31 protein-coding genes are annotated in these 25,086 nt (G+C 40.9%); all 31 read right to left on the bottom strand.

Translation table 11 applies throughout. The features are described 5' to 3' along the window. Positions 1-22: 22 nt before the first annotated feature. Entirely contained in the window at positions 23-211 is a 189-nt protein-coding gene (rpmD, locus tag J2S74_RS16670) for a 50S ribosomal protein L30 (protein ID WP_307327417.1), read from the bottom strand. Between the two features lie 13 nt (positions 212-224). Next, entirely contained in the window at positions 225-722 is a 498-nt protein-coding gene (gene rpsE, locus J2S74_RS16665; protein ID WP_307327415.1) for a 30S ribosomal protein S5, read from the bottom strand. Positions 723-750: 28 nt separating this feature from the next. Then, positions 751-1,113 carry a 50S ribosomal protein L18 gene (gene rplR, locus J2S74_RS16660; protein ID WP_307327413.1) on the bottom strand — a complete coding sequence of 121 codons (363 nt, stop codon included), beginning with the start codon at positions 1,111-1,113 and terminating at the stop codon, positions 751-753. 30 nt (positions 1,114-1,143) lie between these two features. After that, positions 1,144-1,680 carry a 50S ribosomal protein L6 gene (gene rplF / locus J2S74_RS16655; RefSeq protein ID WP_307327412.1) on the bottom strand — a complete coding sequence of 179 codons (537 nt, stop codon included), beginning with the start codon at positions 1,678-1,680 and terminating at the stop codon, positions 1,144-1,146. A gap of 30 nt (positions 1,681-1,710) precedes the next feature. Then, positions 1,711-2,109 carry a 30S ribosomal protein S8 gene (gene rpsH, locus J2S74_RS16650; RefSeq protein ID WP_307327411.1) on the bottom strand — a complete coding sequence of 133 codons (399 nt, stop codon included), beginning with the start codon at positions 2,107-2,109 and terminating at the stop codon, positions 1,711-1,713. Between the two features lie 27 nt (positions 2,110-2,136). Beyond that, entirely contained in the window at positions 2,137-2,322 is a 186-nt protein-coding gene (locus tag J2S74_RS16645; RefSeq protein ID WP_090892799.1) for a type Z 30S ribosomal protein S14, read from the bottom strand. Between the two features lie 29 nt (positions 2,323-2,351). Then, positions 2,352-2,891, bottom strand: coding sequence for a 50S ribosomal protein L5 (rplE, locus tag J2S74_RS16640; protein WP_307327405.1), 540 nt, complete (start codon positions 2,889-2,891; stop codon positions 2,352-2,354). A gap of 29 nt (positions 2,892-2,920) precedes the next feature. After that, on the bottom strand, positions 2,921-3,232 hold the full coding sequence (rplX, locus tag J2S74_RS16635) for a 50S ribosomal protein L24 (RefSeq protein ID WP_307327831.1): 312 nt from the start codon (positions 3,230-3,232) through the stop codon (positions 2,921-2,923). Positions 3,233-3,297: 65 nt separating this feature from the next. After that, on the bottom strand, positions 3,298-3,666 hold the full coding sequence (rplN, locus tag J2S74_RS16630; RefSeq protein WP_307327402.1) for a 50S ribosomal protein L14: 369 nt from the start codon (positions 3,664-3,666) through the stop codon (positions 3,298-3,300). A gap of 42 nt (positions 3,667-3,708) precedes the next feature. Then, positions 3,709-3,972: a 30S ribosomal protein S17 gene (rpsQ, locus tag J2S74_RS16625; RefSeq protein WP_307327399.1), complete on the bottom strand. Its 264-nt coding sequence runs from the start codon at positions 3,970-3,972 to the stop codon at positions 3,709-3,711. Positions 3,973-3,993: 21 nt separating this feature from the next. Then, positions 3,994-4,197: a 50S ribosomal protein L29 gene (rpmC, locus tag J2S74_RS16620; protein ID WP_093052640.1), complete on the bottom strand. Its 204-nt coding sequence runs from the start codon at positions 4,195-4,197 to the stop codon at positions 3,994-3,996. Continuing rightward, the gene (gene rplP / locus J2S74_RS16615; protein ID WP_307327395.1) at positions 4,187-4,621 is read right to left on the bottom strand and encodes a 50S ribosomal protein L16; all 435 of its coding nucleotides are present in this window, start codon (positions 4,619-4,621) and stop codon (positions 4,187-4,189) included. The genes rpmC and rplP overlap by 11 nt, the downstream gene beginning before the upstream one ends. A gap of 2 nt (positions 4,622-4,623) precedes the next feature. Next, positions 4,624-5,283, bottom strand: a complete 660-nt coding sequence (rpsC, locus tag J2S74_RS16610; protein WP_307327392.1) for a 30S ribosomal protein S3 — start codon at positions 5,281-5,283, stop codon at positions 4,624-4,626. 2 nt (positions 5,284-5,285) lie between these two features. Then, positions 5,286-5,627: a 50S ribosomal protein L22 gene (rplV, locus tag J2S74_RS16605; protein WP_307327389.1), complete on the bottom strand. Its 342-nt coding sequence runs from the start codon at positions 5,625-5,627 to the stop codon at positions 5,286-5,288. A 21-nt stretch (positions 5,628-5,648) separates the two neighbouring features. Further along, positions 5,649-5,921 carry a 30S ribosomal protein S19 gene (gene rpsS, locus J2S74_RS16600; RefSeq protein ID WP_307327386.1) on the bottom strand — a complete coding sequence of 91 codons (273 nt, stop codon included), beginning with the start codon at positions 5,919-5,921 and terminating at the stop codon, positions 5,649-5,651. A gap of 63 nt (positions 5,922-5,984) precedes the next feature. Continuing rightward, positions 5,985-6,815 (bottom strand): 50S ribosomal protein L2, encoded by an 831-nt coding sequence (rplB, locus tag J2S74_RS16595; protein WP_307327383.1) that lies wholly within the window; start codon positions 6,813-6,815, stop codon positions 5,985-5,987. Between the two features lie 28 nt (positions 6,816-6,843). After that, positions 6,844-7,134, bottom strand: a complete 291-nt coding sequence (gene rplW / locus J2S74_RS16590) for a 50S ribosomal protein L23 (RefSeq protein ID WP_307327380.1) — start codon at positions 7,132-7,134, stop codon at positions 6,844-6,846. Next, entirely contained in the window at positions 7,134-7,757 is a 624-nt protein-coding gene (rplD, locus tag J2S74_RS16585) for a 50S ribosomal protein L4 (protein WP_307327377.1), read from the bottom strand. Before rplD ends, rplW begins: the two co-directional genes overlap by 1 nt. 26 nt (positions 7,758-7,783) lie before the next feature. Then, a complete protein-coding gene (gene rplC, locus J2S74_RS16580) occupies positions 7,784-8,416 on the bottom strand; it encodes a 50S ribosomal protein L3 (protein ID WP_307327375.1) in 633 nt (210 codons plus the stop codon). A 36-nt stretch (positions 8,417-8,452) separates the two neighbouring features. Further along, complete coding sequence (gene rpsJ, locus J2S74_RS16575) at positions 8,453-8,761, bottom strand: 30S ribosomal protein S10 (protein WP_307327829.1); 309 nt, start codon at positions 8,759-8,761, stop codon at positions 8,453-8,455. Between the two features lie 582 nt (positions 8,762-9,343). After that, positions 9,344-10,324 (bottom strand): nuclease-related domain-containing protein, encoded by a 981-nt coding sequence (locus tag J2S74_RS16570; RefSeq protein ID WP_307327372.1) that lies wholly within the window; start codon positions 10,322-10,324, stop codon positions 9,344-9,346. Positions 10,325-10,674: 350 nt separating this feature from the next. Beyond that, entirely contained in the window at positions 10,675-11,865 is a 1,191-nt protein-coding gene (tuf, locus tag J2S74_RS16565) for an elongation factor Tu (protein ID WP_307327369.1), read from the bottom strand. Positions 11,866-11,992: 127 nt separating this feature from the next. Then, on the bottom strand, positions 11,993-14,071 hold the full coding sequence (gene fusA / locus J2S74_RS16560; protein ID WP_307327367.1) for an elongation factor G: 2,079 nt from the start codon (positions 14,069-14,071) through the stop codon (positions 11,993-11,995). A gap of 140 nt (positions 14,072-14,211) precedes the next feature. Next, positions 14,212-14,682 (bottom strand): 30S ribosomal protein S7, encoded by a 471-nt coding sequence (gene rpsG, locus J2S74_RS16555; RefSeq protein ID WP_307327364.1) that lies wholly within the window; start codon positions 14,680-14,682, stop codon positions 14,212-14,214. 76 nt (positions 14,683-14,758) lie between these two features. Then, entirely contained in the window at positions 14,759-15,172 is a 414-nt protein-coding gene (gene rpsL / locus J2S74_RS16550) for a 30S ribosomal protein S12 (RefSeq protein ID WP_307327363.1), read from the bottom strand. Positions 15,173-15,284: 112 nt separating this feature from the next. Next, a complete protein-coding gene (locus J2S74_RS16545; protein WP_307327361.1) occupies positions 15,285-15,533 on the bottom strand; it encodes a 50S ribosomal protein L7ae-like protein in 249 nt (82 codons plus the stop codon). Between the two features lie 84 nt (positions 15,534-15,617). After that, positions 15,618-19,232 (bottom strand): DNA-directed RNA polymerase subunit beta', encoded by a 3,615-nt coding sequence (gene rpoC / locus J2S74_RS16540; RefSeq protein ID WP_307327359.1) that lies wholly within the window; start codon positions 19,230-19,232, stop codon positions 15,618-15,620. Between the two features lie 36 nt (positions 19,233-19,268). Beyond that, positions 19,269-22,808, bottom strand: coding sequence for a DNA-directed RNA polymerase subunit beta (rpoB, locus tag J2S74_RS16535; RefSeq protein WP_307327357.1), 3,540 nt, complete (start codon positions 22,806-22,808; stop codon positions 19,269-19,271). Positions 22,809-23,130: 322 nt separating this feature from the next. Beyond that, positions 23,131-23,733, bottom strand: a complete 603-nt coding sequence (locus J2S74_RS16530) for a class I SAM-dependent methyltransferase (protein WP_307327355.1) — start codon at positions 23,731-23,733, stop codon at positions 23,131-23,133. Between the two features lie 411 nt (positions 23,734-24,144). Beyond that, positions 24,145-24,510: a 50S ribosomal protein L7/L12 gene (gene rplL / locus J2S74_RS16525; RefSeq protein ID WP_307327353.1), complete on the bottom strand. Its 366-nt coding sequence runs from the start codon at positions 24,508-24,510 to the stop codon at positions 24,145-24,147. 74 nt (positions 24,511-24,584) lie between these two features. Further along, on the bottom strand, positions 24,585-25,085 hold the full coding sequence (gene rplJ / locus J2S74_RS16520; RefSeq protein WP_307327352.1) for a 50S ribosomal protein L10: 501 nt from the start codon (positions 25,083-25,085) through the stop codon (positions 24,585-24,587). Position 25,086: the final 1 nt, after the last annotated feature.

Here is a 25,086-nt window from a genome sequence, read left to right as displayed (position 1 = left end):
CACCTCCTCAACTGTTTATGAATTACGCTTCTACTTCTTTAACACTGACGAGATGAGAAACTTTTGTTACCATTCCGCGAATTGCTGGATTGTCCTCTTGAACGACAGTGTGATTCACTTTACGAAGACCAAGTGTCTTTACAGTGACGCGCTGATCTTCTGGGCGTCCGATCAAGCTACGTTTGAGGGTGATCTCTAGTTTTTTTGCCATGCCAAATCCCTCCTTAACCTAGCAGCTCTTCTACTGATTTGCCGCGTAGTTTTGCCACGTCTTCCGGACTCTTTAATTCTGTAAGTCCTTCGATCGTTGCACGCACCATGTTGATTGGATTATTTGATCCTAAGGATTTAGAAAGAATGTCACCTACACCAGCAAGCTCTAGTACTGCACGAACTGGTCCACCAGCGATAACTCCAGTACCTTCAGAAGCTGGTTTTAGTAGCACACTACCTGCACCAAACTGACCAGTAATTTGATGTGGAATTGTTGTTCCTTGGATTGGTACACGGATTAAGTTTTTCTTACCGTCTTCAATCGCCTTACGGATAGCTTCAGGAACTTCTAAAGCTTTACCCATCCCGAAACCAACATGTCCGTTTTTATCTCCAACTACAACCAATGCAGCAAAGCGGAAACGACGTCCACCTTTTACCACCTTTGCAACACGGTTGACAGTAACGACTCTCTCTTCAAGTTCTAATTTATTTGGGTCGATACGCATGAATGATTTTCCCTCCTTCTAGCCTTGATTAGAACTTCAGACCAGCTTCACGTGCTGCGTCTGCAAGTTCTTGAACACGACCATGATAGAGATATCCACCACGATCAAATACAACTGCTTCTTGACCTTTTTCAAGGGCACGCTTCGCTACAAGTTCACCGACTTTTTGCGCTGCTTCCTTATTTCCGCCGTTTTCAAGTTTTAGTTCTTTATCTAAGCTTGAAGCACTTACAATCGTAACGCCAGATACGTCGTCGATTAATTGTGCGTAAATATGCTTATTAGAACGGAAAACGTTCAAACGAGGACGTTCTGCAGTGCCTTTCACCGTACGACGAACGTGTGCGTGTCTTTTTCTACGTACCGCGTTCTTGTTTGTCTTAGTGATCATTGAACGTCAGTCCTTTCTTTCCGTTATTTACTATTTACCTGTCTTACCTTCCTTACGTCTTACGAACTCACCTTCGTAGCGAATTCCTTTCCCTTTGTAAGGTTCAGGTTTTCTTACAGCGCGAATGTTTGAAGCTAACGCTCCTACACGTTCCTTATCGATACCTTTAACGATAACCTTTGTGTTCGCTGGTACTTCAATTTCTAACCCTTGCTCAGGTTCAAATTCAACTGGGTGGGATAAACCTACGTTTAATACAAGTTTATTCCCTGTTTTCGTTGCTCTGTAACCAACACCCACTAATTCAAGTGCTTTTTCGTACCCTTTCGTAACACCCTCAATCATGTTGCTGATGACACTACGAGTGGTACCATGAAGAGCACGATGTAATTTATTTTCAGATGGACGCTCAACAACGATTGTGTTCTCTTCTTGCTTAACAATCATATCAGCATGAAGATCACGAGATAATTCGCCTTTAGGTCCTTTAACTGTAATTGTATTACCTTCTAATTTCACATCTACTCCAGATGGAATCTCAACTGGTTTAATACCTACACGAGACATACCTTACACCTCCATTCTCTTCCAATCGTATTACCAAATGTAAGCCAATACTTCTCCACCAACTTGTTGTTGGCGAGCTTCTTTATCTGTAATCATTCCATTAGATGATGAAATGATTGCAATTCCTAATCCACCTAGCACACGTGGAAGCTGATCAGCTTTTGCGTATACTCGAAGTCCTGGTTTACTAATTCTCTTAAGTCCAGTAATGACACGTTCGTTGTTTGCACCGTACTTAAGGAAAATACGTAGGATACCTTGTTTGTTATCCTCAATATATTCGAAATCGCGAATGAATCCTTCGCGCTTTAAAATGTCTGCCACTTCACGCTTAATTTTTGAAGCTGGAAGCTCCAAACTATTGTGTCGAACAGTATTCGCGTTGCGAATACGAGTCAGCATATCAGCAATTGGATCTGTCATGACCATTCGTTATACCTCCTTCCCTAAACGGAATTACCAGCTAGCTTTTTTGACGCCCGGAATTTGACCTTTGTATGCAAGTTCTCGGAAGCAGATACGGCAAAGTTTGAACTTGCGAATTACACTGTGCGGGCGACCGCAGCGTTCGCATCGAGTATATTCTTGCACTTGAAACTTTTTAGGCCTTTTCGCTTTTGCGATCATCGATTTTTTAGCCAAGGTCTTCACTCCTCCTTTTTAGCACGAGTTTATTTTTGAAACGGCATGCCCATTTGAGTGAGAAGTTCACGTGCTTCTTCGTCCGTGTTTGCTGTTGTAACAATCACGATATCCATTCCGCGAACTTTATCAACTTTGTCATACTCGATTTCTGGGAAAATTAATTGTTCTTTAACTCCCAATGTATAGTTACCACGTCCATCGAATGCTTTCTTAGAAACACCGCGGAAGTCACGTACTCGTGGTAAAGAAACAGTAACTAATTTATCAAGGAATTGGTACATACGCTCTCCACGTAATGTTACCTTTGCACCGATCGGCATCCCTTCACGAAGCTTAAATCCTGCGATAGATTTTTTAGCTTTAGTGATTAATGGCTTTTGACCAGAAATCTCTGCTAATTCTTCGACAGCTTTATCTAAAACTTTAGAGTTTTGTACAGCGTCACCAACACCCATGTTGATAACGATCTTTTCAACTTTAGGTACCTGCATTACGGATGAGTAGTTGAACTTCTCAGTCATTGCAGGAACTATTTCGTTTCTATATCTTTCTTGCAGACGATTCATTGAGTAAACCTCCCTTCAGCACCTGGCTATTACTTATCCAAAACTTCGCCAGATTTTTTTGCGATTCTTACTTTTTTCCCGTTCTCCACTTTATACCCGATACGAGTTGGTTCGTTCGTTTTTGGGTCAATTGGCATCACGTTAGAAGCGTGAATTGGCGCTTCTTGATTAACAATTCCACCTTGTGGGTTGGCTTGAGATGGTTTCGCATGTTTGTGAACCATATTAACACCTTCCACAAGTACGCGTGATTGACTTGGGTATGCTTCAAGGATTTTACCTTCCTTGCCTTTGTCTTTTCCAGAGATAACTTTAACAGTATCTCCTTTTTTGACATGCAATTTCGGTTGAGACATAAGGGCACCTCCTTAACACCTAAATTTTCCCGTTCATTTATTTATAAAAATTAAAGTACTTCAGGAGCTAAAGATACGATCTTCATAAACTGATTGTCACGTAGTTCACGTGCAACTGGTCCGAAGATACGAGTTCCACGTGGGCTCTTATCATCCCGTACTATAACTGCAGCATTCTCATCAAATTTAATATAAGAACCGTCTGGACGGCGAACACCACTCTTAGTACGTACGATTACCGCGCGTACAACGTCACCCTTCTTGACAACGCCCCCAGGTGTTGCTTGCTTCACAGAACAGACAATAATGTCTCCTACGTTCGCAGTTTTACGACCTGTACCGCCAAGAACTTTAATACAAAGTACTTCACGAGCTCCTGAGTTGTCAGCTACTTTTAATCGGCTTTCTTGTTGAATCATAGTATTTCTTTACCTCCCTTCAGGTAAGCAAACGTAAACTTCTTAAATAATTACAGCTTCTTCTACCACTTCTACTAAACGGAAACGCTTATCCTTAGATAATGGACGAGTTTCCATGATACGTACGATATCATTTAGCTTCGCTGTGTTATTCTCATCATGAGCTTTAAACTTCTTAGAGTATTTAACACGCTTTCCGTAGAGCGGGTGCATTTTATACGTTTCTACAAGAACCGTAATGGTTTTGTCCATCTTGTCAGATACAACACGACCAGTATACGTCTTGCGATTATTACGTTCAGTCACTGTGCAAGCCTCCTCTCAGGATTATTCGTTCGTGATACCAAGTTCTCTTTCACGTAGTACCGTTTTAGCACGAGCAATTGATTTTTTCACTTCACGGATGCGGGCTGGATTGTCTAACTGTCCAGTCGCAAGTTGAAAGCGAAGATTGAATAACTCTTCTTTTAAAGACTTAGACTTTTGCTCAATTTCTGCAGTGGTTAGGTTTCGAATCTCATTAGCTCTCATTTGCGTCACCACCCACTTCTTCGCGTTTTACAAATTTACATTTAATCGGTAATTTATGAGCAGCTAATCGCAATGCTTCGCGAGCTACCTCCTCAGAAACTCCGGCAATTTCAAACATAATTTTCCCTGGCTTAACAACCGCTACCCATCCTTCAGGTGCACCTTTACCGGAACCCATTCGGACTTCAAGAGGCTTCGCTGTATAAGGCTTATCTGGGAAAATTTTAATCCATACTTTACCTCCACGTTTCATATAACGTGTCATTGCAATACGTGCTGCTTCTATTTGACGGTTTGTAATCCATGATGCTTCTAATGCTTGCAGGCCATATTCACCGAAGTTTACTTCAGTACCACCTTTTGCACGGCCGCGCATTTTACCACGATGTTCGCGTCGGAATTTTACACGTTTAGGCATTAGCATGATTATTTTCCTCCTTCCTCTTGTTTCGTTCCTTTCGTTGGAAGGACCTCACCACGATAGATCCATACTTTTACTCCAAGCTTACCGTAAGTAGTATCTGCTTCTGCAGTACCATAATCGATGTCAGCTCTTAAAGTATGAAGTGGAACAGTTCCTTCGCTGTAAGATTCAGAACGAGCAATATCTGCCCCGCCAAGACGACCAGATACTTCAGTTTTAATACCTTGCGCACCAGATCTCATTGTACGTTGAATTGCTTGCTTCATCGCACGGCGGAATGAAATACGATTTTCTAATTGACGAGCAATATTGTCAGCAACTAAGCGTGCATCCATATCTGGAGTTTTCACTTCGTTGATGTTGATGTGAACTCGCTTGCCAGTTAATTGATTTAATGCTTTACGTAGTGCTTCTACCTCAGATCCACCTTTACCGATAACCATTCCTGGTTTAGCAGTATAAATCGTCACGTTAACACGGTTTGCTGCACGCTCGATTTCTACGGTGGATAAAGCTGCGTCTCTTAACTTCTTCTCTAAATACTCACGAATTTTAATGTCTTCGTGTAATAGATCAGCATAGTCTTTATCTGCATACCATTTTGACTCCCAGTCGCGGATAATACCCACACGAAGTCCGATAGGATTTACTTTTTGACCCACACTTATCCCTCCTTCTTCTCAGTTAGAACTAATGTAATATGGCTAGTTCTTTTATTGATTCTGCTTGCACGTCCCATTGCACGTGGACGAAATCTTTTTAATGTAACACCTTCGTCTACATATACTTTGCTGACAACTAGATTGTCAGGTTCCATTTCATAGTTATGCTCTGCGTTCGCAATAGCTGAGTTTAATAACTTCTCAACTACTGGAGATGCTTTTTTCGGCGTATGGCGTAAGATAGAAATTGCTTCTCCAACACCTTTTCCGCGAATTAAGTCAACCACTAGGCGAACTTTACGAGGAGCAATACGCACTTGTTTTGCAACTGCTTTTGCTTCCATGGAAAGTACCTCCCCTCTTTATTAACGTCGTGTTTTCTTATCGTCTGCAGCATGGCCTTTATAAGTTCTTGTAGGCGCGAATTCACCAAGCTTATGTCCAACCATATCTTCAGAAATGTAAACTGGTACGTGTTTACGACCGTCGTATACGGCAATTGTATGTCCGATGAACTCTGGGAAAATTGTTGAACGACGAGACCAAGTTTTAATTACTCTTCTGTCTTCGCCCATTGCTTCTACTTTCTTCATTAAATGATCATCGACAAAAGGTCCTTTTTTTAAGCTACGACCCATGATTGTACCTCCCTTCGCGATTGACCTACGGTTCTTCTCCTTGAGAACCGTAGCACAATCCCGTTATTTTTTGCGACGACGCACAATATATTTATCCGTGTCTTTGTTTTTCTTACGAGTTTTAAATCCAAGTGTTGGTTTACCCCATGGTGACATTGGAGACTTACGTCCGATTGGGGCACGTCCTTCACCACCACCGTGTGGGTGATCGTTAGGGTTCATTACGGAACCACGAACTGTCGGACGCTTACCTAACCAGCGAGAACGACCAGCTTTACCAATGTTCACTAGTTCGTGCTCAACATTACCAACTTGACCGATAGATGCACGGCAAGTAGCTAAGATCAGGCGAGTTTCTCCAGAGCGTAAACGTACTAATACGTAATCTCCTTCTTTACCTAATAATTGAGCTTCCGCACCAGCAGAACGTACAAGCTGTCCACCTTTACCAGGTCTTAACTCAATATTGTGGATTACTGTACCAACTGGGATATCTTTTAATTGTAATGCGTTACCTACTTTAATATCGGCATCTTTACCAGACATGATCTCCATGCCAACTTGGATACCTTTAGGTGCTAAAATATATCTTTTCTCTCCATCAACATAGTTGATTAGAGCGATATTGGCAGAACGGTTTGGATCATATTCGATCGTAGCAACGCGTCCTGGAATTCCATCTTTATCACGCTTAAAGTCGATTACACGGTATTGACGCTTGTGTCCACCACCTTGGTGACGTACAGTCAATTTACCTTGGTTATTACGACCGCCCTTTCTTTTTGAAGGTTCCAAAAGGGATTTTTCCGGCTTATCCGTTGTAATTTCACTGAAATCTAATGTAGTCATACCGCGACGACCATTACTGGTTGGTTTATACTTTTTGATAGGCATGTTTGTTTCCTCCTTTCACTAAAACTTATTAAACACCTTCAAAGAATTCTAATTCTTTGCTGTCTGGTGTAAGTTGTACAATGGCTTTCTTGCGCTTGCTAGTGTAGCCTGTGTAGCGACCGAAACGCTTGAACTTACCTTTGTAGTTCATTGTGTTAACGCTAGCTACTTTAACGCCAAAAATTTCTTCCACTGCATTCTTAATTTCAGTCTTGTTAGCACGAGGGTCTACTTCAAAAGTATACTTTTGCTCTGCCATAAGATCTGTAGAACGTTCAGTAATCACGGGGCGCTTAATAACATCACGTGCATCTGCCATTATGCAAGCACCTCCTCTACCTTTTTCACAGCGTCTTGTGTAATTACTAGGTTGTCGTAGTTTAGTATGTCTAGTACGTTTACACCGTCAGCAGTGACGAATTTTACACCAGGGATGTTACGAGCAGATAATGCAACTGCGTCGTTGTAGTCTGCAGTAACTACTAGTGCTTTTTTCTCCACTGAAAGACCGTTAAGAACTGATAACATTTCTTTCGTTTTTGGAGCATCGAAGTTTAATACATCTACTACTCTAATTTCTTCTGCGTTCACCTTAGAAGAAAGAGCAGATTTTAACGCCAAACGACGTTGTTTTTTTGGTAATTTGTATGCATAGCTGCGTGGTTGTGGTCCGAATACTACTCCACCACCAACCCATTGTGGTGAACGGATCGATCCTTGTCGTGCACGACCAGTTCCCTTTTGTCTCCAAGGTTTGCGTCCGCCACCGCGAACATCAGAACGACCTTTTGTAGCATGTGTACCTTGTCTTTGAGATGCTTGTTGCATCACAACAGCGTCATATAGAACACTTTCATTAGGTTCAATTCCAAAAACACTATCTGAAAGCTCAATATCGCCTACTTGAGAGCCAGTTTGATTGTACAAAGTAACTTTAGGCATCTGGGCTCCTCCTTTCTTTATCGATCTTATTCAGCTGCTTTAATTGCAGTTTTTACTGTTACGTAGCTCTTCTTAGCTCCAGGAACATTTCCTTTTACTAATAGAATGTTGCGCTCTGTATCTACACGAACGATTTCTAAGTTTTGAATAGTCACTTGCTCTCCGCCCATTCGTCCAGGTAATAATTTACCCTTACGTACGTGGTTAGGGTCAACTGGACCCATTGAACCAGGACGACGGTGGTAACGAGAACCGTGAGACATTGGTCCACGAGATTGGTTATGACGCTTAATAGCACCAGCGAAACCTTTCCCTTTTGATTGACCAGTTACATCAACGATATCTCCTACTGCAAATGTATCTACTTTGACTTCTTGACCAATTTCATATTCCGCAGCATTTATATCACGGAATTCCTTTACGAAGCGCTTAGGGGTTGTCTTCGCTTTTTCTGCATGCCCTTTTGCTGGCTTGTTTTGTAGACTTTCTTTTAAGTCTGAAACACCAAGCTGGATAGCTTCATACCCTTCTCCTTCAGTTGTCTTCTTTTGTAGAACAACGTTTGGAGTAGCTTCGATAACTGTTACAGGAACAACTTCACCATTTTCAGCAAAAATTTGAGTCATACCTAGTTTTCTTCCTAAGATTCCTTTGGCCATGAGTCACACCTCCTATTATCATTTAAGTTTCATTTATTATAGCTTGATTTCGATGTCGACGCCTGATGGCAGATCTAATCGCATTAATGCATCCACAGTTTGTGGTGTTGGATTCAAGATATCGATTAAACGCTTGTGAGTTCTCATTTCGAACTGCTCGCGAGAATCTTTATACTTGTGTACCGCACGAAGAATCGTATAGATAGACTTTTCTGTAGGTAGTGGAACAGGTCCAGCTACACCAGCACCAGAACGTTTAGCTGTTTCTACGATTTTCTCAGCAGATTGATCCAAGATTCTGTGATCGTACGCTTTTAAACGAATGCGAATTTTCTGTTTTGCCATTTGATTACCTCCTTTTTCGCCCATTTTTGGAAATAGACTTGCTCCGCGAAAATTTTCACACACTAGCCATGGCAAAGGGGCCTGGTGTGTCAGCAACCTTCCGCATCGTAGCCTGTCATTTGACCAACATTCAACATTATATAAGAATTCCATACGCAATGCAAGGAATTTTATACATTTTTTTTGGCTGTTCGCACTTTTTCTATTATACATGGGGTGATTCGTGTTTTCAACAAGGTTTTCAGCGGGTTTTATTGGGTTTTTTATAAGGTGCTTATCGGTTTTCATAGCTTTTAGAGTTGAACCCAGTCCGAATATGGATATACTACAACCTTTACCCGCGGTTGCAAGGGGTTTACCCGCGGTAACTTGGTGTTTACCCGCCGTTAAAGGTGGGTTACCCGCCATTATGAACACTTTACCCGCCGTTTTCAAAAATTAGACACAAATCCATCCATTACAATAGCATTATAAACAAGCTAACACTTTTATAAAACATCATAAGATAAAAAAACTCTGTAATTTCTCATTTTAAATAATCTATATAGGAATTGTTTATTATAGAAGTTATGCACATTGTATTTATTCATCAAGAGGAAGGTAATAAACTCTATTACGGTATGACCCAATATAGGGTAGTTCCATTGATGCTAGTATTTTTTGAGCTATATTTTCGGAAGGAAGTTGTAAAAAATCTCTCAACTGTCTGTTTGTTATTTTGGGTCCGTACAGTAACGTGTAGTCCTCCAGAGATTTAAGGTGAGCATCTTTGGTTTTAGTTCCACAGTTTGTACATACCCATTTCCTACTTTGTCTTCTCACCTGAAATGAGTGGCATTCTTTGCAGTAAACGCCCTTAATGATATGGGATTGCGGTATATCAAATTTTTCTAGTACACTATACTCTTCTGGGGTGTGGCTTCTTAAAAGAAGCCTTTCTATTTTATTTAGCTCCTTTTCTGTATAGAAACTTTGCTGATTCCTTCTATACATCGCTTCTAGTTTTTCCGGGAGCTCTGGACACTGAATAACTTTATTTATTGCTTCATAGTAATCAGGGTCCGTTTCTAAAATAGCATAGGGATTTGTGAATACTACGAGAGTTTCAACATGAGGGTTCGTGGGTACTTTCTTATCAACTAACCATTGAATGAGGCGTTTCTTTTGCAATTCAACTTGAGTAATGGGATTGGAAAATGTTTCTCTTTCTCCATTTAACGTTCTAATCATTTGATTGAAAATGGGATCAAATTGAATGAGACCAGAGATGTATTTTATTTCGAGGATAATAGGTATTTCTGAGGATAATAAGAAGCAGTCCATTTGAAATGCATCACCTTTTTTATCTTTTAGTCTTATGTCGTGAAAAATTCGCAAATGATAATCATTAATGAATTTTAAATAATACTCAACTGTTTTCTCCCCCTTATATCCTGCGTTACACTTCCCTAACTGTTGCTCTAATAATGGTAACTTAGGATAATTCGGTGGGAGTCTTCTTATTGCCGCCTCTAGTTTTTTCATTTTTAGAGACTTTGTACAAGGTTTTTTAATTGAGTTCACTTCATAAACACTCCTTTATATATTTTTTTAATAAATTTCGTTTAATCCGCTCTTAAATCCTTTTTAATCATTTAAAAATTGTGTCGAAATAATGAAATATCAATGGAATTATAAGGTTATAAAAATTATTAAAAGTGAAACCACATTATCGAGAATAATTTTACCCGCCATCCCGTTAGTTTTACCCGCTGATAAAAACAGTTTACCCGCGAAAATGAGTACTTTACCCGCCGTATTCACATTTTAGACTCGAATTCTACTACACCCACGACAATTCAAACTAGTTTTATCCACGAAAAAAATGCTCCGGGACATATCCCGAAGCATTTTTCATATATATCTAGTATTTATTACTCTTGGATTGAAGCAACAACGCCGGCACCTACAGTACGTCCACCTTCACGGATAGAGAACTTAGTACCTTCTTCGATAGCGATTGGAGCGATTAGCTCAACAGTCATTTCTACGTTGTCACCAGGCATTACCATCTCAACACCTTCTGGAAGTTGGCAAATACCAGTTACGTCAGTTGTACGGAAGTAGAACTGAGGACGGTAGTTTGTGAAGAATGGAGTGTGACGTCCACCCTCTTCTTTTGAAAGAACGTATACTTCAGCTTTGAACTTAGTGTGTGGAGTGATTGTACCTGGCTTAGCAAGTACTTGACCACGGTTGATCTCATCACGAGATACACCACGAAGTAATGCACCAATGTTGTCTCCAGCTTCTGCATAGTCAAGAAGCTTACGGAACATTTCAACACCAGTAACAGTAGTTTTCTTAGCTTCGTCAGTTAAACCGATGATAGCAACTTCGTCACCAACGTTTAATTGTCCACGCTCAACACGTCCAGTAGCAACAGTACCACGACCAGTGATGGAGAATACGTCCTCAACTGGCATCATGAATGGCTTATCTTTGTCACGCTCTGGAGTTGGGATATAGCTGTCAACAGCGTCCATTAATTCATAGATTTTGTTAACGTATTGCTCGTCACCTTCAAGAGCTTTAAGAGCAGAACCAGCGATTACAGGAATGTCATCACCAGGGAAGTCGTACTCAGAAAGAAGGTCACGTACTTCCATTTCTACTAATTCAAGTAGTTCTTCGTCGTCTACCATGTCAACTTTGTTTAAGAATACAACGATATATGGTACACCTACTTGACGAGAAAGTAAGATGTGCTCACGAGTTTGTGGCATTGGGCCGTCAGCAGCAGATACCACTAAGATAGCTCCGTCCATTTGTGCAGCACCCGTGATCATGTTTTTAACATAGTCAGCGTGTCCTGGGCAGTCAACGTGTGCATAGTGACGAGAGTCAGTTTCATACTCAACGTGTGCAGTTGAGATTGTGATTCCACGCTCGCGCTCTTCTGGAGCACCGTCGATTTGATCGTAGTTCATTGCTACACCTTTACCGGACTTCTTGTGAAGTACGTGAGTGATAGCAGCAGTTAAAGTTGTTTTACCATGGTCAACGTGTCCAATCGTACCAATGTTGGCATGCGTCTTGGAACGGTCAAATTTTTCCTTAGCCATGTTTAATTCCTCCTTATTTTGAGAAAAAGTTTTAATTTATTATTTGAGAAGAAAGGTAAATGAACAGTTTGTCCTTATTACCTTCCTTAGCTTACAACAAAATTAGCTGTTAGACAATATTTGTCTATTATTGACCAGCGTTTTTCTTAACAATTTCTTCAGCAATGCTCTTTGGTACTTCTTCATAGTGGTCAAAGTGCATTGTGTACTGTCCACGTCCTTGCGTGTTAGAACGTAGAGATGTTGCGTAACCAAACATCTCTGCAAGTGGCACCATCGCTTTAACGATTTGTGCGTTACCACGGGAATCCATACCTTCTACACGTCCACGACGGGAAGTAATGTCACCCATGATGTCACCCATGTATTCTTCTGGAATTACTACTTCCACCTTCATAACAGGCTCAAGAATTACAGGGTTACACTTTGTCTTAGCTGCTTTCAATGCCATAGATGCAGCAATTTTAAACGCCATTTCGTTTGAGTCAACATCGTGGTAAGAACCATCGAAGAGTTTAGCTTTAATGTCGATGATTGGGAAACCAGCAAGAAGTCCATTATCTAATGCATCTTCTAAACCAGCTTTTACGGAACCGATATATTCACGAGGAACAACCCCTCCGACTACCGCATCTTCGAATTCAAAGCCTGCACCCTCTTCATTTGGAGAGAATTCAATCCAAACGTGACCATATTGTCCACGACCACCAGATTGACGTACAAATTTACCTTCACACTTCGCAGCTTGGCGAATTGTCTCACGATAAGATACTTGTGGCGCACCAACGTTTGCTTCTACTTTAAACTCACGCTTCATACGGTCAACGATAATATCTAAGTGAAGCTCACCCATACCTGCGATAATTGTTTGCCCTGTTTCTTCATCCGTATGTGTACGGAATGTAGGGTCCTCTTCAGCCAGCTTTGCAAGGGCCATACCCATTTTATCTTGGTCAGCCTTTGATTTAGGCTCAACAGATAATGAGATTACCGGCTCAGGGAATTGCATAGACTCAAGAATAACTAGATTCTTTTCGTCACAAAGTGTATCCCCTGTAGTCGTTTCCTTCAAACCAACACCTGCAGCGATGTCCCCAGCATAAACTGTTGCAATCTCTTCACGGTGGTTTGCGTGCATTTGAAGGATACGTCCCATACGCTCACGCTTACCTTTAGTAGAGTTTTGTACGTACGAACCAGAATTAACTGTACCAGAGTATACTCGGAAGAAAGTTAATTTCCCTACGAATGGGTCTGTCATAACTTTGAAAGCTAGAGCAGAAAATGGCTCATCATCGCTGGAACGACGAAGTACTTCTTCTTCTGAGTCAGGTAACGTACCTCTAATAGCTGGTACATCAGTAGGAGCTGGTAAGTAATCAATAACAGCGTCCAACATTAATTGAACACCTTTATTTTTAAAAGCAGATCCACAAATTACTGGATAGAATTCTACGTCGATTGTACCTTTACGAATAGCAGCTTTCAGTTCAGAAACTGTAATCTCTTCTCCTTCAAGATACTTCATCATTAATTCTTCATCTAACTCAGATACTGCTTCCACAAGCTTGTCATGGTACTCTTCTGCTTGTGCCTTGTACTCTTCAGGAATTTCACGAGCTTCCGTCCGTGTTCCTAAATCGTCTTCATAGAAATATGCTTTCATTTCAACAAGGTCAATGATCCCGTTGAACTCATCTTCAGCACCGATAGGCAGCTGAATTGCATGAGCATTAGCTCCAAGACGATCATGCAATGTTCCTAAAGAGTAGATGAAATCTGCACCAATTTTGTCCATTTTATTTACAAAAACGACCCTTGGAACACCATAAGTTGTCGCTTGACGCCAAACAGTTTCTGTTTGTGGTTCTACACCAGATTGTGCGTCTAGTACTGCCACTGCTCCATCTAATACACGTAATGAACGTTCTACTTCTACTGTAAAGTCTACGTGTCCAGGAGTATCGATAATATTTACTCGATGTTCCTTCCATTGTGCAGTTGTTGCAGCGGACGTAATTGTTATCCCACGCTCTTGCTCTTGCTCCATCCAGTCCATCTGAGAAGCACCTTCATGGGTTTCACCGATTTTATGAATACGCCCTGTGTAGAAAAGAACTCGTTCAGTTGTTGTTGTTTTACCAGCATCAATGTGAGCCATGATACCAATATTACGAGTTTTTTCTAAGGAGAATTCTCTTGCCATTGGTAATTTCTCCTTCCATATAATGATGTGATTGTTAGTATGTGTCAGGGTATTTCAGTCAAAGGAAGTTTCCTCCCAAAGACTGGACCCTAGAAATTTATATTAAGCCAAATGCAACATAGTTACATCGGTTATTAATTTTACCAACGATAGTGAGCGAATGCTTTGTTTGCTTCCGCCATACGGTGAGTGTCTTCACGCTTCTTCACAGCAGCACCAGTGTTGTTTGCTGCATCCATGATTTCATTCGCTAAACGCTCTTCCATTGTTTTCTCACCACGAAGACGTGCGTAACTTACTAACCAACGAAGTCCTAAAGTCGTACGACGCTCAGGCTTAACTTCGATAGGTACTTGATAGTTTGCACCACCAACACGACGAGCTTTAACTTCAAGAACTGGCATGATGTTTTTCAACGCTTGTTCAAAAACTTCTTGTGGATCGTTACCAGTACGTTCTTGTACTAATTCAAAAGCTTTATATAGGATCGTTTGAGCAACACCTCTTTTTCCATCAATCATGATGCGGTTAATCAAACGAGTTACTAATTTTGAATTATAAATTGGATCAGGTAATACATCTCTACGAGGTACAGGTCCTTTACGAGGCATCAGTTTCCCTCCTTTCAAGGAATAATAGACTATGTTTACAACTATTAATTAAGCTGCAACATAATTTTTATTTGAATTATTTTTTAGGTCTTTTTGTTCCGTATTTAGAACGACCTTGCATACGATTTTCTACTCCAGCTGTATCTAAAGCTCCACGAACGATGTGATAACGTACCCCTGGTAAGTCTTTTACACGTCCACCACGAATCAAGACAACACTGTGCTCTTGAAGGTTGTGTCCGATACCAGGAATATACGCCGTTACTTCAATACCGTTAGTTAAACGTACACGAGCATATTTACGAAGAGCCGAGTTTGGTTTCTTCGGTGTCATCGTACCTACACGTGTACATACACCACGTTTTTGTGGAGAGCTAAGGTTAGTTTGAACTTTTTTGAAACTGTTGTAACCTTTGTTCAATGCTGGTGAATCTGATTTTTGGATCTTAGATTCACGTCCTCTACGTACTAATTGGTTAATTGTAGGCATGGTTTTCCTCCTTTCTTATCAACAATGAGTAAGCCCACTGGTCCAGGTGGTTCATAAATGTGTAAAAGGAAAGTTTTTGCCAACAGGTTAACCCTGGTGACAAAAACCTTTTTTACTTTTTAATCGCGACTGTAGCGGCAGCTACTTCTATTCCACAAGCTTTACCAAGTTTGCGCATCGAGTCAACCTCTGAATGAGGGACATTCAGCTTTTCAGCTAGCGACAGTACCTTGGAAATCACTTTCGGATCAGCATCCGCTGCAACGATGATTTCTTTAACCTGCTTATCTTCCAGTGCTTTAAGTGTCTGTTTCGTGCCCACTATTTTTTCCGTTGCCTGCACTACTTTTTCATAAGACATTTTTCATCCTCCAAAGCATCAGGTATTTGGCACACTCAAATATAGTACCACCATGAAACTCCTGTGTCAACATTTTTTCAAAAATTATTCTTGTACAGTAGCTTCTTCTAAAATAAAGTCGTCTGTTTCCGTCTCCTCTGTTTGCGAAGGAGCCATTTGTCGGTAACGTTGCATTCCTGTACCCGCAGGAACCAGTTTACCAATAATTACATTTTCCTTAAGGCCTACAAGCTCATCCTTCTTCCCTTTAATTGCTGCATCCGTAAGAACACGAGTTGTTTCTTGGAAGGATGCTGCCGATAAGAAGGAATCTGTTTCAAGAGATGCTTTTGTAATACCCAATAATACAGGTCTTCCTGTCGCAGGTAACCCACCACGCAATAATATATCGCGGTTTGCTTCGTTAAACTGATGAACTTCAATAAGTGATCCTGGGAGTACTTCCGTATCTCCTGCATCAAGAACACGAATTTTTCGCATCATTTGACGTACCATTACCTCAACGTGCTTATCACCAATTTCTACCCCTTGCATACGGTAAACCTTTTGTACTTCTCGGAGTAAATACTCTTGAACACCTTGAACACCAGAAACGGTAAGAAGTTCTTTCGGGTCAATGGAACCTTCTGTCAACTCTTGGCCAGGACTTACATTTTGCCCTACTTCTACCTTTAACCTTGCTCCATAAGGTGCCACATAATTTCTTGTTTCAATGGCCCCTTGGACAACAATTTCTTTTTTCTCGTTTACCTCTTTAATATCAGTAACTGTACCTTCAATTTCTGAAATTACCGCTTGCCCCTTTGGATTACGGGCCTCAAACAATTCTTGGATACGCGGTAAACCTTGAGTAATGTCATCACCCGCTACCCCACCAGTATGGAAGGTACGCATCGTTAACTGAGTACCTGGTTCCCCAATGGATTGGGCAGCAATAATACCAACAGCTTCCCCAACTTCTACATCGGAACCAGTCGCAAGGTTACGGCCGTAACATCCTTTACACACACCGTGCTTCGTATCACAAGTGAATACGGATCGGATAACAACGGATTCGATTCCCGAATCTTCAATAACCTTAGCTACATCTTCCGAAATTTGTTCATTTCTAGAAACTAAAACTTCATTCGTTTCCGGGTGATAAACTGTTTGGAAAGCCACACGGCCAACAAGTCGGTCAAATAAAGGTTCAATGACTTCATTACCTTCTCTAATTGCCTCCACATGTAGTCCTCTATCTGTTCCACAATCATCTTCACGAACAATAACATCCTGTGCAACGTCTACAAGACGACGTGTTAAATAACCGGAATCCGCTGTCTTAAGTGCTGTATCTGCAAGACCTTTACGGGCACCGTGAGTTGAAATAAAGTACTCTAATACTGTAAGACCTTCGCGGAAACTTGATTTAATCGGAAGTTCTATAATACGTCCAGACGGGTTCGCCATAAGACCACGCATACCAGCTAACTGTGTAAAGTTAGATGCGTTACCACGGGCACCTGAGTCACTCATCATAAAGATTGGGTTCGTTCTATCAAGCGTTCCCATTAATTTTTCTTGAATGAGATCCTTTGCAGAACTCCAAACCTCAATAACTTTATCGTAACGCTCTTCCTCTGTGATTAAACCACGTCGGAATTGCTTTAAGATACGCTCAACCTTGATATCCGCTTCTTCAAGAATTTCTTTCTTCTCTTCTAGTACAACGATATCGGCTACCCCTACAGTAATACCGGCCTTTGTTGAATAATGGAACCCTAAGTCCTTCATTTTATCCAACATAATTGATGTTTCAGATACTTTAAACTTCTTAAATACCTCTGCAATGATGTCTCCTAAGAAGCCTTTTTTGAACGGCAAAACAACATCTCGCTTTTCAAATTCTTCTTTCACATTCGTTGTCATCGGTACAATATATTTATCTGGTGTTTCCACCTCTAAATTTGCCCTAGACGGCTCATTCATATATGGGAATGACTCTGGAAGAATTTCGTTAAAAATTATTTTACCAACGGAAGTTAATAGTAGTTTCCCTTGATGCTCTTCCTTAAAGTTCTTTTTTCCTAAAGAGGAAACTGGAATTGCTATTCTTGTATGCAAGTGCACGTATCCGCAGCGATATGCAGTTAGTGCTTCGTTTGGATCTTTATAAATATTACCTTCACCAACGGCACCTTTACGCTCCAATGTTAGGTAGTAGTTACCTAATACCATATCCTGAGAAGGTGTTACTACTGGCTTACCATCCTTAGGATTCAAGATGTTTTGTGCTGCAAGCATCAGTAAGCGGGATTCCGCTTGAGCTTCTGCTGATAATGGTACGTGTACAGCCATTTGGTCACCGTCGAAGTCAGCGTTGTACGCTGTACATACTAATGGGTGAAGCTTAATGGCACGACCTTCAACTAGAGTTGGCTCAAACGCTTGAATACCTAGTCTGTGTAATGTAGGCGCACGGTTCAATAGTACCGGATGCTCACGGATTACCTGCTCTAGTACATCCCATACTTCTGGTTGAACACGTTCTACTTTACGCTTTGCACTTTTAATGTTGTGTGCTAAACCACGGCTTACAAGCTCCTTCATTACAAAAGGCTTGAATAGCTCCAATGCCATTTCCTTTGGTAAACCACACTGATACATTTTCAAATGTGGTCCTACTACGATAACGGAACGACCAGAGTAGTCAACACGCTTACCTAATAGGTTTTGACGGAATCGTCCTTGCTTCCCTTTAAGCATGTGAGAAAGGGATTTTAATGGACGGTTTCCTGGCCCTGTTACAGGACGACCACGACGACCATTATCAATCAAGGCATCTACAGCCTCTTGAAGCATACGTTTTTCGTTTTGAACAATGATGTTTGGTGCACCAAGATCTAATAAACGTTTCAGGCGGTTATTACGGTTGATTACTCGACGATATAAATCGTTTAGATCTGAAGTGGCAAAACGTCCACCATCTAATTGAACCATTGGACGTAATTCTGGTGGAATTACTGGCAGTACATCCAGAATCATCCAATCAGGGTAGTTTCCAGAGTTACGAAATGCTTCTAATACTTCCAAGCGCTTAATTGCTCTTGTACGTCTTTGTCCTTGAGCAGTAACAAGTTCTTCCTTCAATATACCTACTTCTTTATCTAAATCGATGTCTTGAAGTAGCTTACGAATAGCTTCTGCACCCATTTGCGCCGTGAAGCCTCTTCCGTACTTATCACGATACGTACGGTATTCTTTTTCAGATAATAACTGTTTTAATTCTAAAGGAGTATCTCCAGTGTCCGTTACCACATAAGAGGCGAAATAAATAACTTCCTCCAGGGAGCGTGGTGACATGTCTAATACTAGACCCATTCGACTTGGGATTCCTTTAAAGTACCAGATGTGAGAAACAGGGGCAGCTAATTCAATGTGCCCCATTCGCTCACGTCGTACCTTTGCGCGGGTAACTTCAACACCGCAGCGATCACAAACAACACCTTTGTAGCGAACTCTCTTATATTTACCACAGTGACATTCCCAGTCCTTCGTTGGACCGAAAATACGTTCACAGAATAAGCCGTCTTTTTCTGGCTTTAACGTACGATAGTTAATTGTTTCTGGCTTTTTTACTTCTCCTCTTGACCAAGAGCGGATCTTGTCTGGAGATGCAAGGCCAATTTTCATATACTCAAAGTTATTTACATCTATCAAGGGGCTAACCTCCCTTTCAGCATTCATGTTCTACCATTAAACGTTAGATTCACTAGACTCCAGGTTTAAGTTTAACTTATCGTTCCCTTGCTCATCCTCATCATCAAGTTCCAACATTTCGATTTCCTCTTCGTTGCTTGAAAGCATCTTCACGTCCATACCCAAGCTTTGAAGCTCTTTAATTAGTACTTTAAAGGACTCAGGAACTCCTGGTTCAGGTACATTTTCACCTTTAACGATGGCTTCATATGTCTTCACACGACCTACAACGTCATCGGACTTAACAGTTAAGATTTCTTGCAGGGTATATGCAGCACCATATGCTTCTAATGCCCATACTTCCATTTCCCCAAAACGCTGACCACCAAACTGAGCTTTACCACCTAGCGGCTGTTGCGTTACAAGGGAGTAAGGTCCTGTTGAACGAGCATGAAGCTTATCGTCAACCATGTGTGCCAGTTTGATCATGTACATGATTCCAACTGATACTCGGTTATCAAACGGTTCACCAGTACGACCATCGTATAGAACAGTCTTACCATCACGGGCCATGCCTGCTTCCTCAAGTGTTTCCCATACATCTTCTTCTCGGGCACCATCAAATACTGGACTAGCCACATGGATACCTAAATAACGAGCTGCCATCCCAAGGTGTAGCTCTAATACCTGACCGATGTTCATACGTGATGGAACGCCTAGTGGGTTTAACATGATATCGATAGGAGTACCATCTGGTAGATACGGCATATCTTCTTCCGGTAAAATTCGAGAAATAACCCCTTTGTTACCGTGACGACCGGCCATCTTATCCCCTTCATGAATTTTTCTCTTTTGTACGATATAAACTCTTACAAGTTGGTTAACTCCTGGAGGTAATTCATCACCGTCTTCTCGGTTAAATACTTTAACATCTAAGACGATACCGTCTCCACCGTGTGGAGCACGTAGAGATGTATCACGCACTTCCCGTGCCTTTTCACCGAAGATTGCGTGTAATAGACGTTCTTCTGCAGTTAACTCCGTTACCCCTTTAGGTGTAACTTTACCAACGAGGATATCTCCGTCTTTTACTTCCGCCCCAACTCGGATGATTCCTCTTTCATCAAGGTTCTTTAACGCATCTTCCCCGACGTTCGGAATATCTCTAGTGATTTCTTCTGGTCCCAGCTTAGTATCACGAGCTTCGGACTCATACTCTTCAATATGAACAGATGTATATACATCATCTTTAACTAATCGCTCACTAAGGATAATCGCATCCTCATAGTTGTAACCTTCCCAAGTCATAAATCCAACCATTACGTTTCTCCCTAATGCCATTTCCCCTTTTTCCATGGAAGGACCATCAGCAAGAATTTCCCCAACTTCTACAAAGTCCCCTTCGCTTACAATTGGTTTTTGGTTGTAACAAGTTCCTTGGTTAGAACGTTGGAATTTTTGAAGGTTGTAGCGGATCACATCTCCTTCAATTTCCTTTCCATCTACTTCTTCAACTCGGCGAATCTGAACATATCTCGCCGTAACTCTTTCCACACGCCCCCGTACTTTAGATACAATTGCAGCTCCAGAGTCCTTGGCAGATACATATTCCATACCAGTACCAACGAATGGCGCTTCCGGTTGTAACAGTGGCACAGCTTGACGTTGCATGTTTGCACCCATTAGGGCACGGTTAGAGTCATCGTTTTCTAAGAAAGGAATACATGCTGTTGCAGCAGATACAACCTGTTTTGGAGAAACATCCATATAGTCTACACGGTCGCGTGGAACGATTATGTTCTCCCCTCGGAAACGACAAATAATATTTTCATCCACAAATGCCCCGTTTTCATCTAACTTTGCATTTGCCTGTGCCACAACATAGTTGTCCTCTTCGTCAGCTGTTAAATAGTCGAATTGAGAAGTAACACGGCCTGTCTCATGGTCAACCTTACGATATGGTGTTTCCATGAATCCAAATTCGTTTACCTTGGCAAAACTAGATAGGGAGTTGATTAAACCGATGTTCGGTCCCTCTGGTGTTTCAATCGGACACATACGACCATAGTGAGAATAGTGTACGTCACGCACTTCAAAACCAGCACGTTCCCGAGTTAACCCACCAGGTCCAAGTGCAGATAAACGACGTTTATGTGTAAGCTCAGCTAATGGATTGGTTTGATCCATAAACTGTGATAATTGAGAAGAGCCGAAGAACTCTTTAATGGATGCAATGACAGGACGTATATTAATTAAAGCCTGTGGTGTGATCACATTTGCATCTTGAATGGACATACGCTCACGAACAACTCGTTCCATACGTGAAAGTCCAATACGGAATTGGTTTTGTAATAGCTCCCCTACGGAACGCAATCTTCTATTTCCTAAATGGTCGATGTCATCTGTATTACCAACACCATGCAGCAAATTAAAGAAATAGTTAATAGATGCAATAATATCGGCAGGGGTTATATTTTTTACACTTTTGTCAATAATACCATTTGCCAATACTCGAATAGGTTGCTCATCCATTCCATCAGGATTATGAATGAGAACAGATTGAAGCTCCACTTCCTCCTCTTCCACTACACCACCGTGAAGGGTGTAATGGCGGAAACCAACATTACTTTCCAAGTAAGGGATTAAACGGTCTAATAGCCGACGGTCAATAACTGCTCCCTCTTCTGCTAAAACCTCTCCCGTTTCTGGGTCCACTAATGTTTCTGCTAACCGTTGATTAAATAAACGATCCTTAATATGAAGCTTCTTATTCATTTTGTAACGTCCAACGTTTGCTAGATCATAACGCTTTGGATCAAAGAAACGGGACTCTAATAAGCTTTTGGCATTTTCTACTGTCGGAGGTTCTCCAGGACGTAGACGCTCATAAATTTCAAGCAATGCCTTTTCACTACTGTCGGTATTGTCTTTCTCTAGAGTATTACGAAGATATTCATCTTCACCTAATAACTCAATGATCTCTTGATCAGAACCAAATCCAAGTGCACGTAAAAGAACGGTTACTGGGATTTTTCGCGTACGATCTATACGAACATACACGATATCCTTTGCATCCGTTTCTAATTCCAACCATGCACCACGGTTCGGGATTACTGTTGCTGTAAAGCCTTTTTTCCCGTTTTTGTCCATCTTTTCACTGTAGTACACACTTGGTGAACGAACGAGCTGGGATACAATTACACGTTCAGCACCATTGATAACAAAGGTACCTGTGTCTGTCATTAATGGGAAATCTCCCATAAATACTTCTTGTTCCTTTACCTCACCCGTCTCTTTGTTAATAAGACGAACCTTCACACGTAGAGGCGCAGAAAATGTTACGTCTCGTTCTTTTGACTCTTCTACCGAATATTTCGGTTCCCCTAAGCTATAATCAATAAACTCAAGAACCAAATTTCCAGTAAAGTCTTCAATTGGAGAGATGTCTTGAAACATCTCGCGAATACCCTCATCAAGAAACCATTGATAGGAAGCTGTCTGAATTTCAATCAAGTTTGGAAGATCCAATACTTCACTGATTCGAGCATAACTTCTTCTCTGGCGGTGGCGTCCATACTGAACTAGTTGACCTGTCAACTGATTCACCCCTCAAAACTAGCGTATTTATCATCAAAAGGACTGCATGGAGTGCAGCAATCCTTTGACAGACATTTTAAAGACTTGCATTTTAAAAAACTTAAACAATTTCTTTACACACTTTGCAACGACAATATAGATATGTAAATAAGAAAAAAAGGGCGTAGAAGCCTTACACCCAATGAAAGGCATAAAAGACGTTACTAGTTTGTCCAAAATCACCCTTTTTATACACATCACCTATAATTTTTAAGCATAATCGCCCTATTATCACGTTACAATCATACGCATTAAATAACATTAACACAAACAGATAACAGAGTCAACATTTTTTTCCTTTTAAAATGAAATAGCCCTTTGACTTTTCAACTGTCTCCACTTCTAAACTTAACTCTTCTAATTTCTTTATGGTAGAAGGTGCACCTTGTTTCTTTTGAATAACGATCCACAATTCTCCACCTGGCAGTAATAGAGACGACGCTTGTTCATAAAGAGTATAGATGACCTCTTTTCCTGCACGAATAGGTGGGTTTGTTATAATAGCAGAAAATTGCCTTCCTTCTTGGCCATTTAGCAGATTATTTTGAAATACTTCCACATTATCGACACCATTTAATTTTGCATTTTCCTTTGTTAAACTGACAGCCCTATCATTAATATCAACCATTACAAACCTCCTGTCCGGATAATTTAATGCTAGGGAAATTCCAATGGGGCCCCATCCACAACCGATGTCCCCAATGTCCCCATTTACTTCAGGAAGTTTAATACTTTCAATTAATAATCGAGTGCCGAAATCGAGACCGCCTTTGGAGAAAACACCCCGATCAACATTGAACTTTAAGGAACGTCCGCCGATTGTTTCCGTAATCTGCTTTTTATCACTATGGACATTAGGTTTTTCAGTATAATAATGATCTGCCATAATCACACCTTCTTAATTTCAATCGTCCTACTCCTACTTTTCGTAAAAATCACCTTAACATCATTACCTATATTTATACATTCCATTCTTTTTTTCTAAAAAAAGGTAAGTAGGAACTTTATTTAGTGTCTACCCTGAAAATATGAAATCCGTGTTGTCGTTCGCACTCTCGAAGGAGTGGAAGGCGGCGACTCCAGCGGGAAAAGCAATAGCTGAAGACACCGCAGGGCGGGTTTCCCGAGGAGGCTGGAGCATTGCCCGCGGAAAGCGTCCGCCTGTAACGGATTCGAGAGACAAGATAAGCATTCTTATATTCATGGTGCTATATATTATTTTAGTTATGGGGAGGCATTGTGTTATGTAGTGCAAAAAACTCGCTTTGATAACAAAGCGAGTTTTGGTTAGCTACAATTACTTAAGTTCTACAGAAGCGCCTGCTTCTTCAAGCTTCGCTTTCATTTCTTCAGCTTCATCTTTAGAAACGCCTTCTTTAACTGGAGCAGGAGCACCGTCAACTAAAGCTTTAGCGTCTTTTAAGCCAAGACCAGTGATTTCACGAACAACTTTGATTACGTTGATTTTTGATCCACCAGCAGCTTCTAATACTACATCAAATTCAGTTTTTTCTTCAGCAGCTTCAGCAGCAGCGCCTCCACCAGCTACAGCAACAGGAGCAGCAGCAGTTACGCCAAACTCTTCCTCGATTGCTTTAACAAGATCGTTTAATTCTAAAACAGACATCTCTTTTACAGCTTCAATAATTTGCTCTTTAGTCATTTTATTTGTTCCTCCTATAATTTTAAATTGTTTGTGTTGTAAAAAAAGTTTATGCCGTTAAGCATACAGTACAATTACGCACCTTGTTCTTCTTTTTGATCTGCAACAGCTTTTGTTGCCAATGCAAAGTTTCGGATTGGAGCTTGTAGTACGCTGAGTAGCATAGATAGTAAGCCTTCTCTTGATGGAAGATCAGCAATTGCTTTAACTTCATCAACTGAAACTACTTTACCTTCGATAATACCTGCTTTAATTTCTAAAGCTTCATGCTTTTTTGCGAAACCAGCAAGTACTTTCGCAGGAGCGATTACATCGTCATTACTAAAAGCGATAGCTGTTGGCCCTACTAAGCTTGCATCAAGCTCTTGAAGTCCAGCTTTCTCAGTTGCACGACGTGCCATTGTGTTTTTGTATACTTTAAAATCAACACCCGCTTCACGAAGTTGCTTACGAAGCTCTGTAACTTCAGCAACATCTAGTCCTCGGTAATCAACCACGATTGTAGATTGACTTTCTTGGAATTTTGTTGTGATTTCGTCTACGATTTGAATTTTCTTTTCAATAACTGCGCTCATT

The sequence above is a fragment of the Evansella vedderi genome, assembly GCF_030813435.1.
GTDB lineage: Bacteria > Bacillota > Bacilli > Bacillales > Salisediminibacteriaceae > Evansella > Evansella vedderi.
The sequence above is the reverse complement of the archived record's forward strand: the minus strand, read 5'-3'. Positions and strand labels throughout refer to the sequence as shown.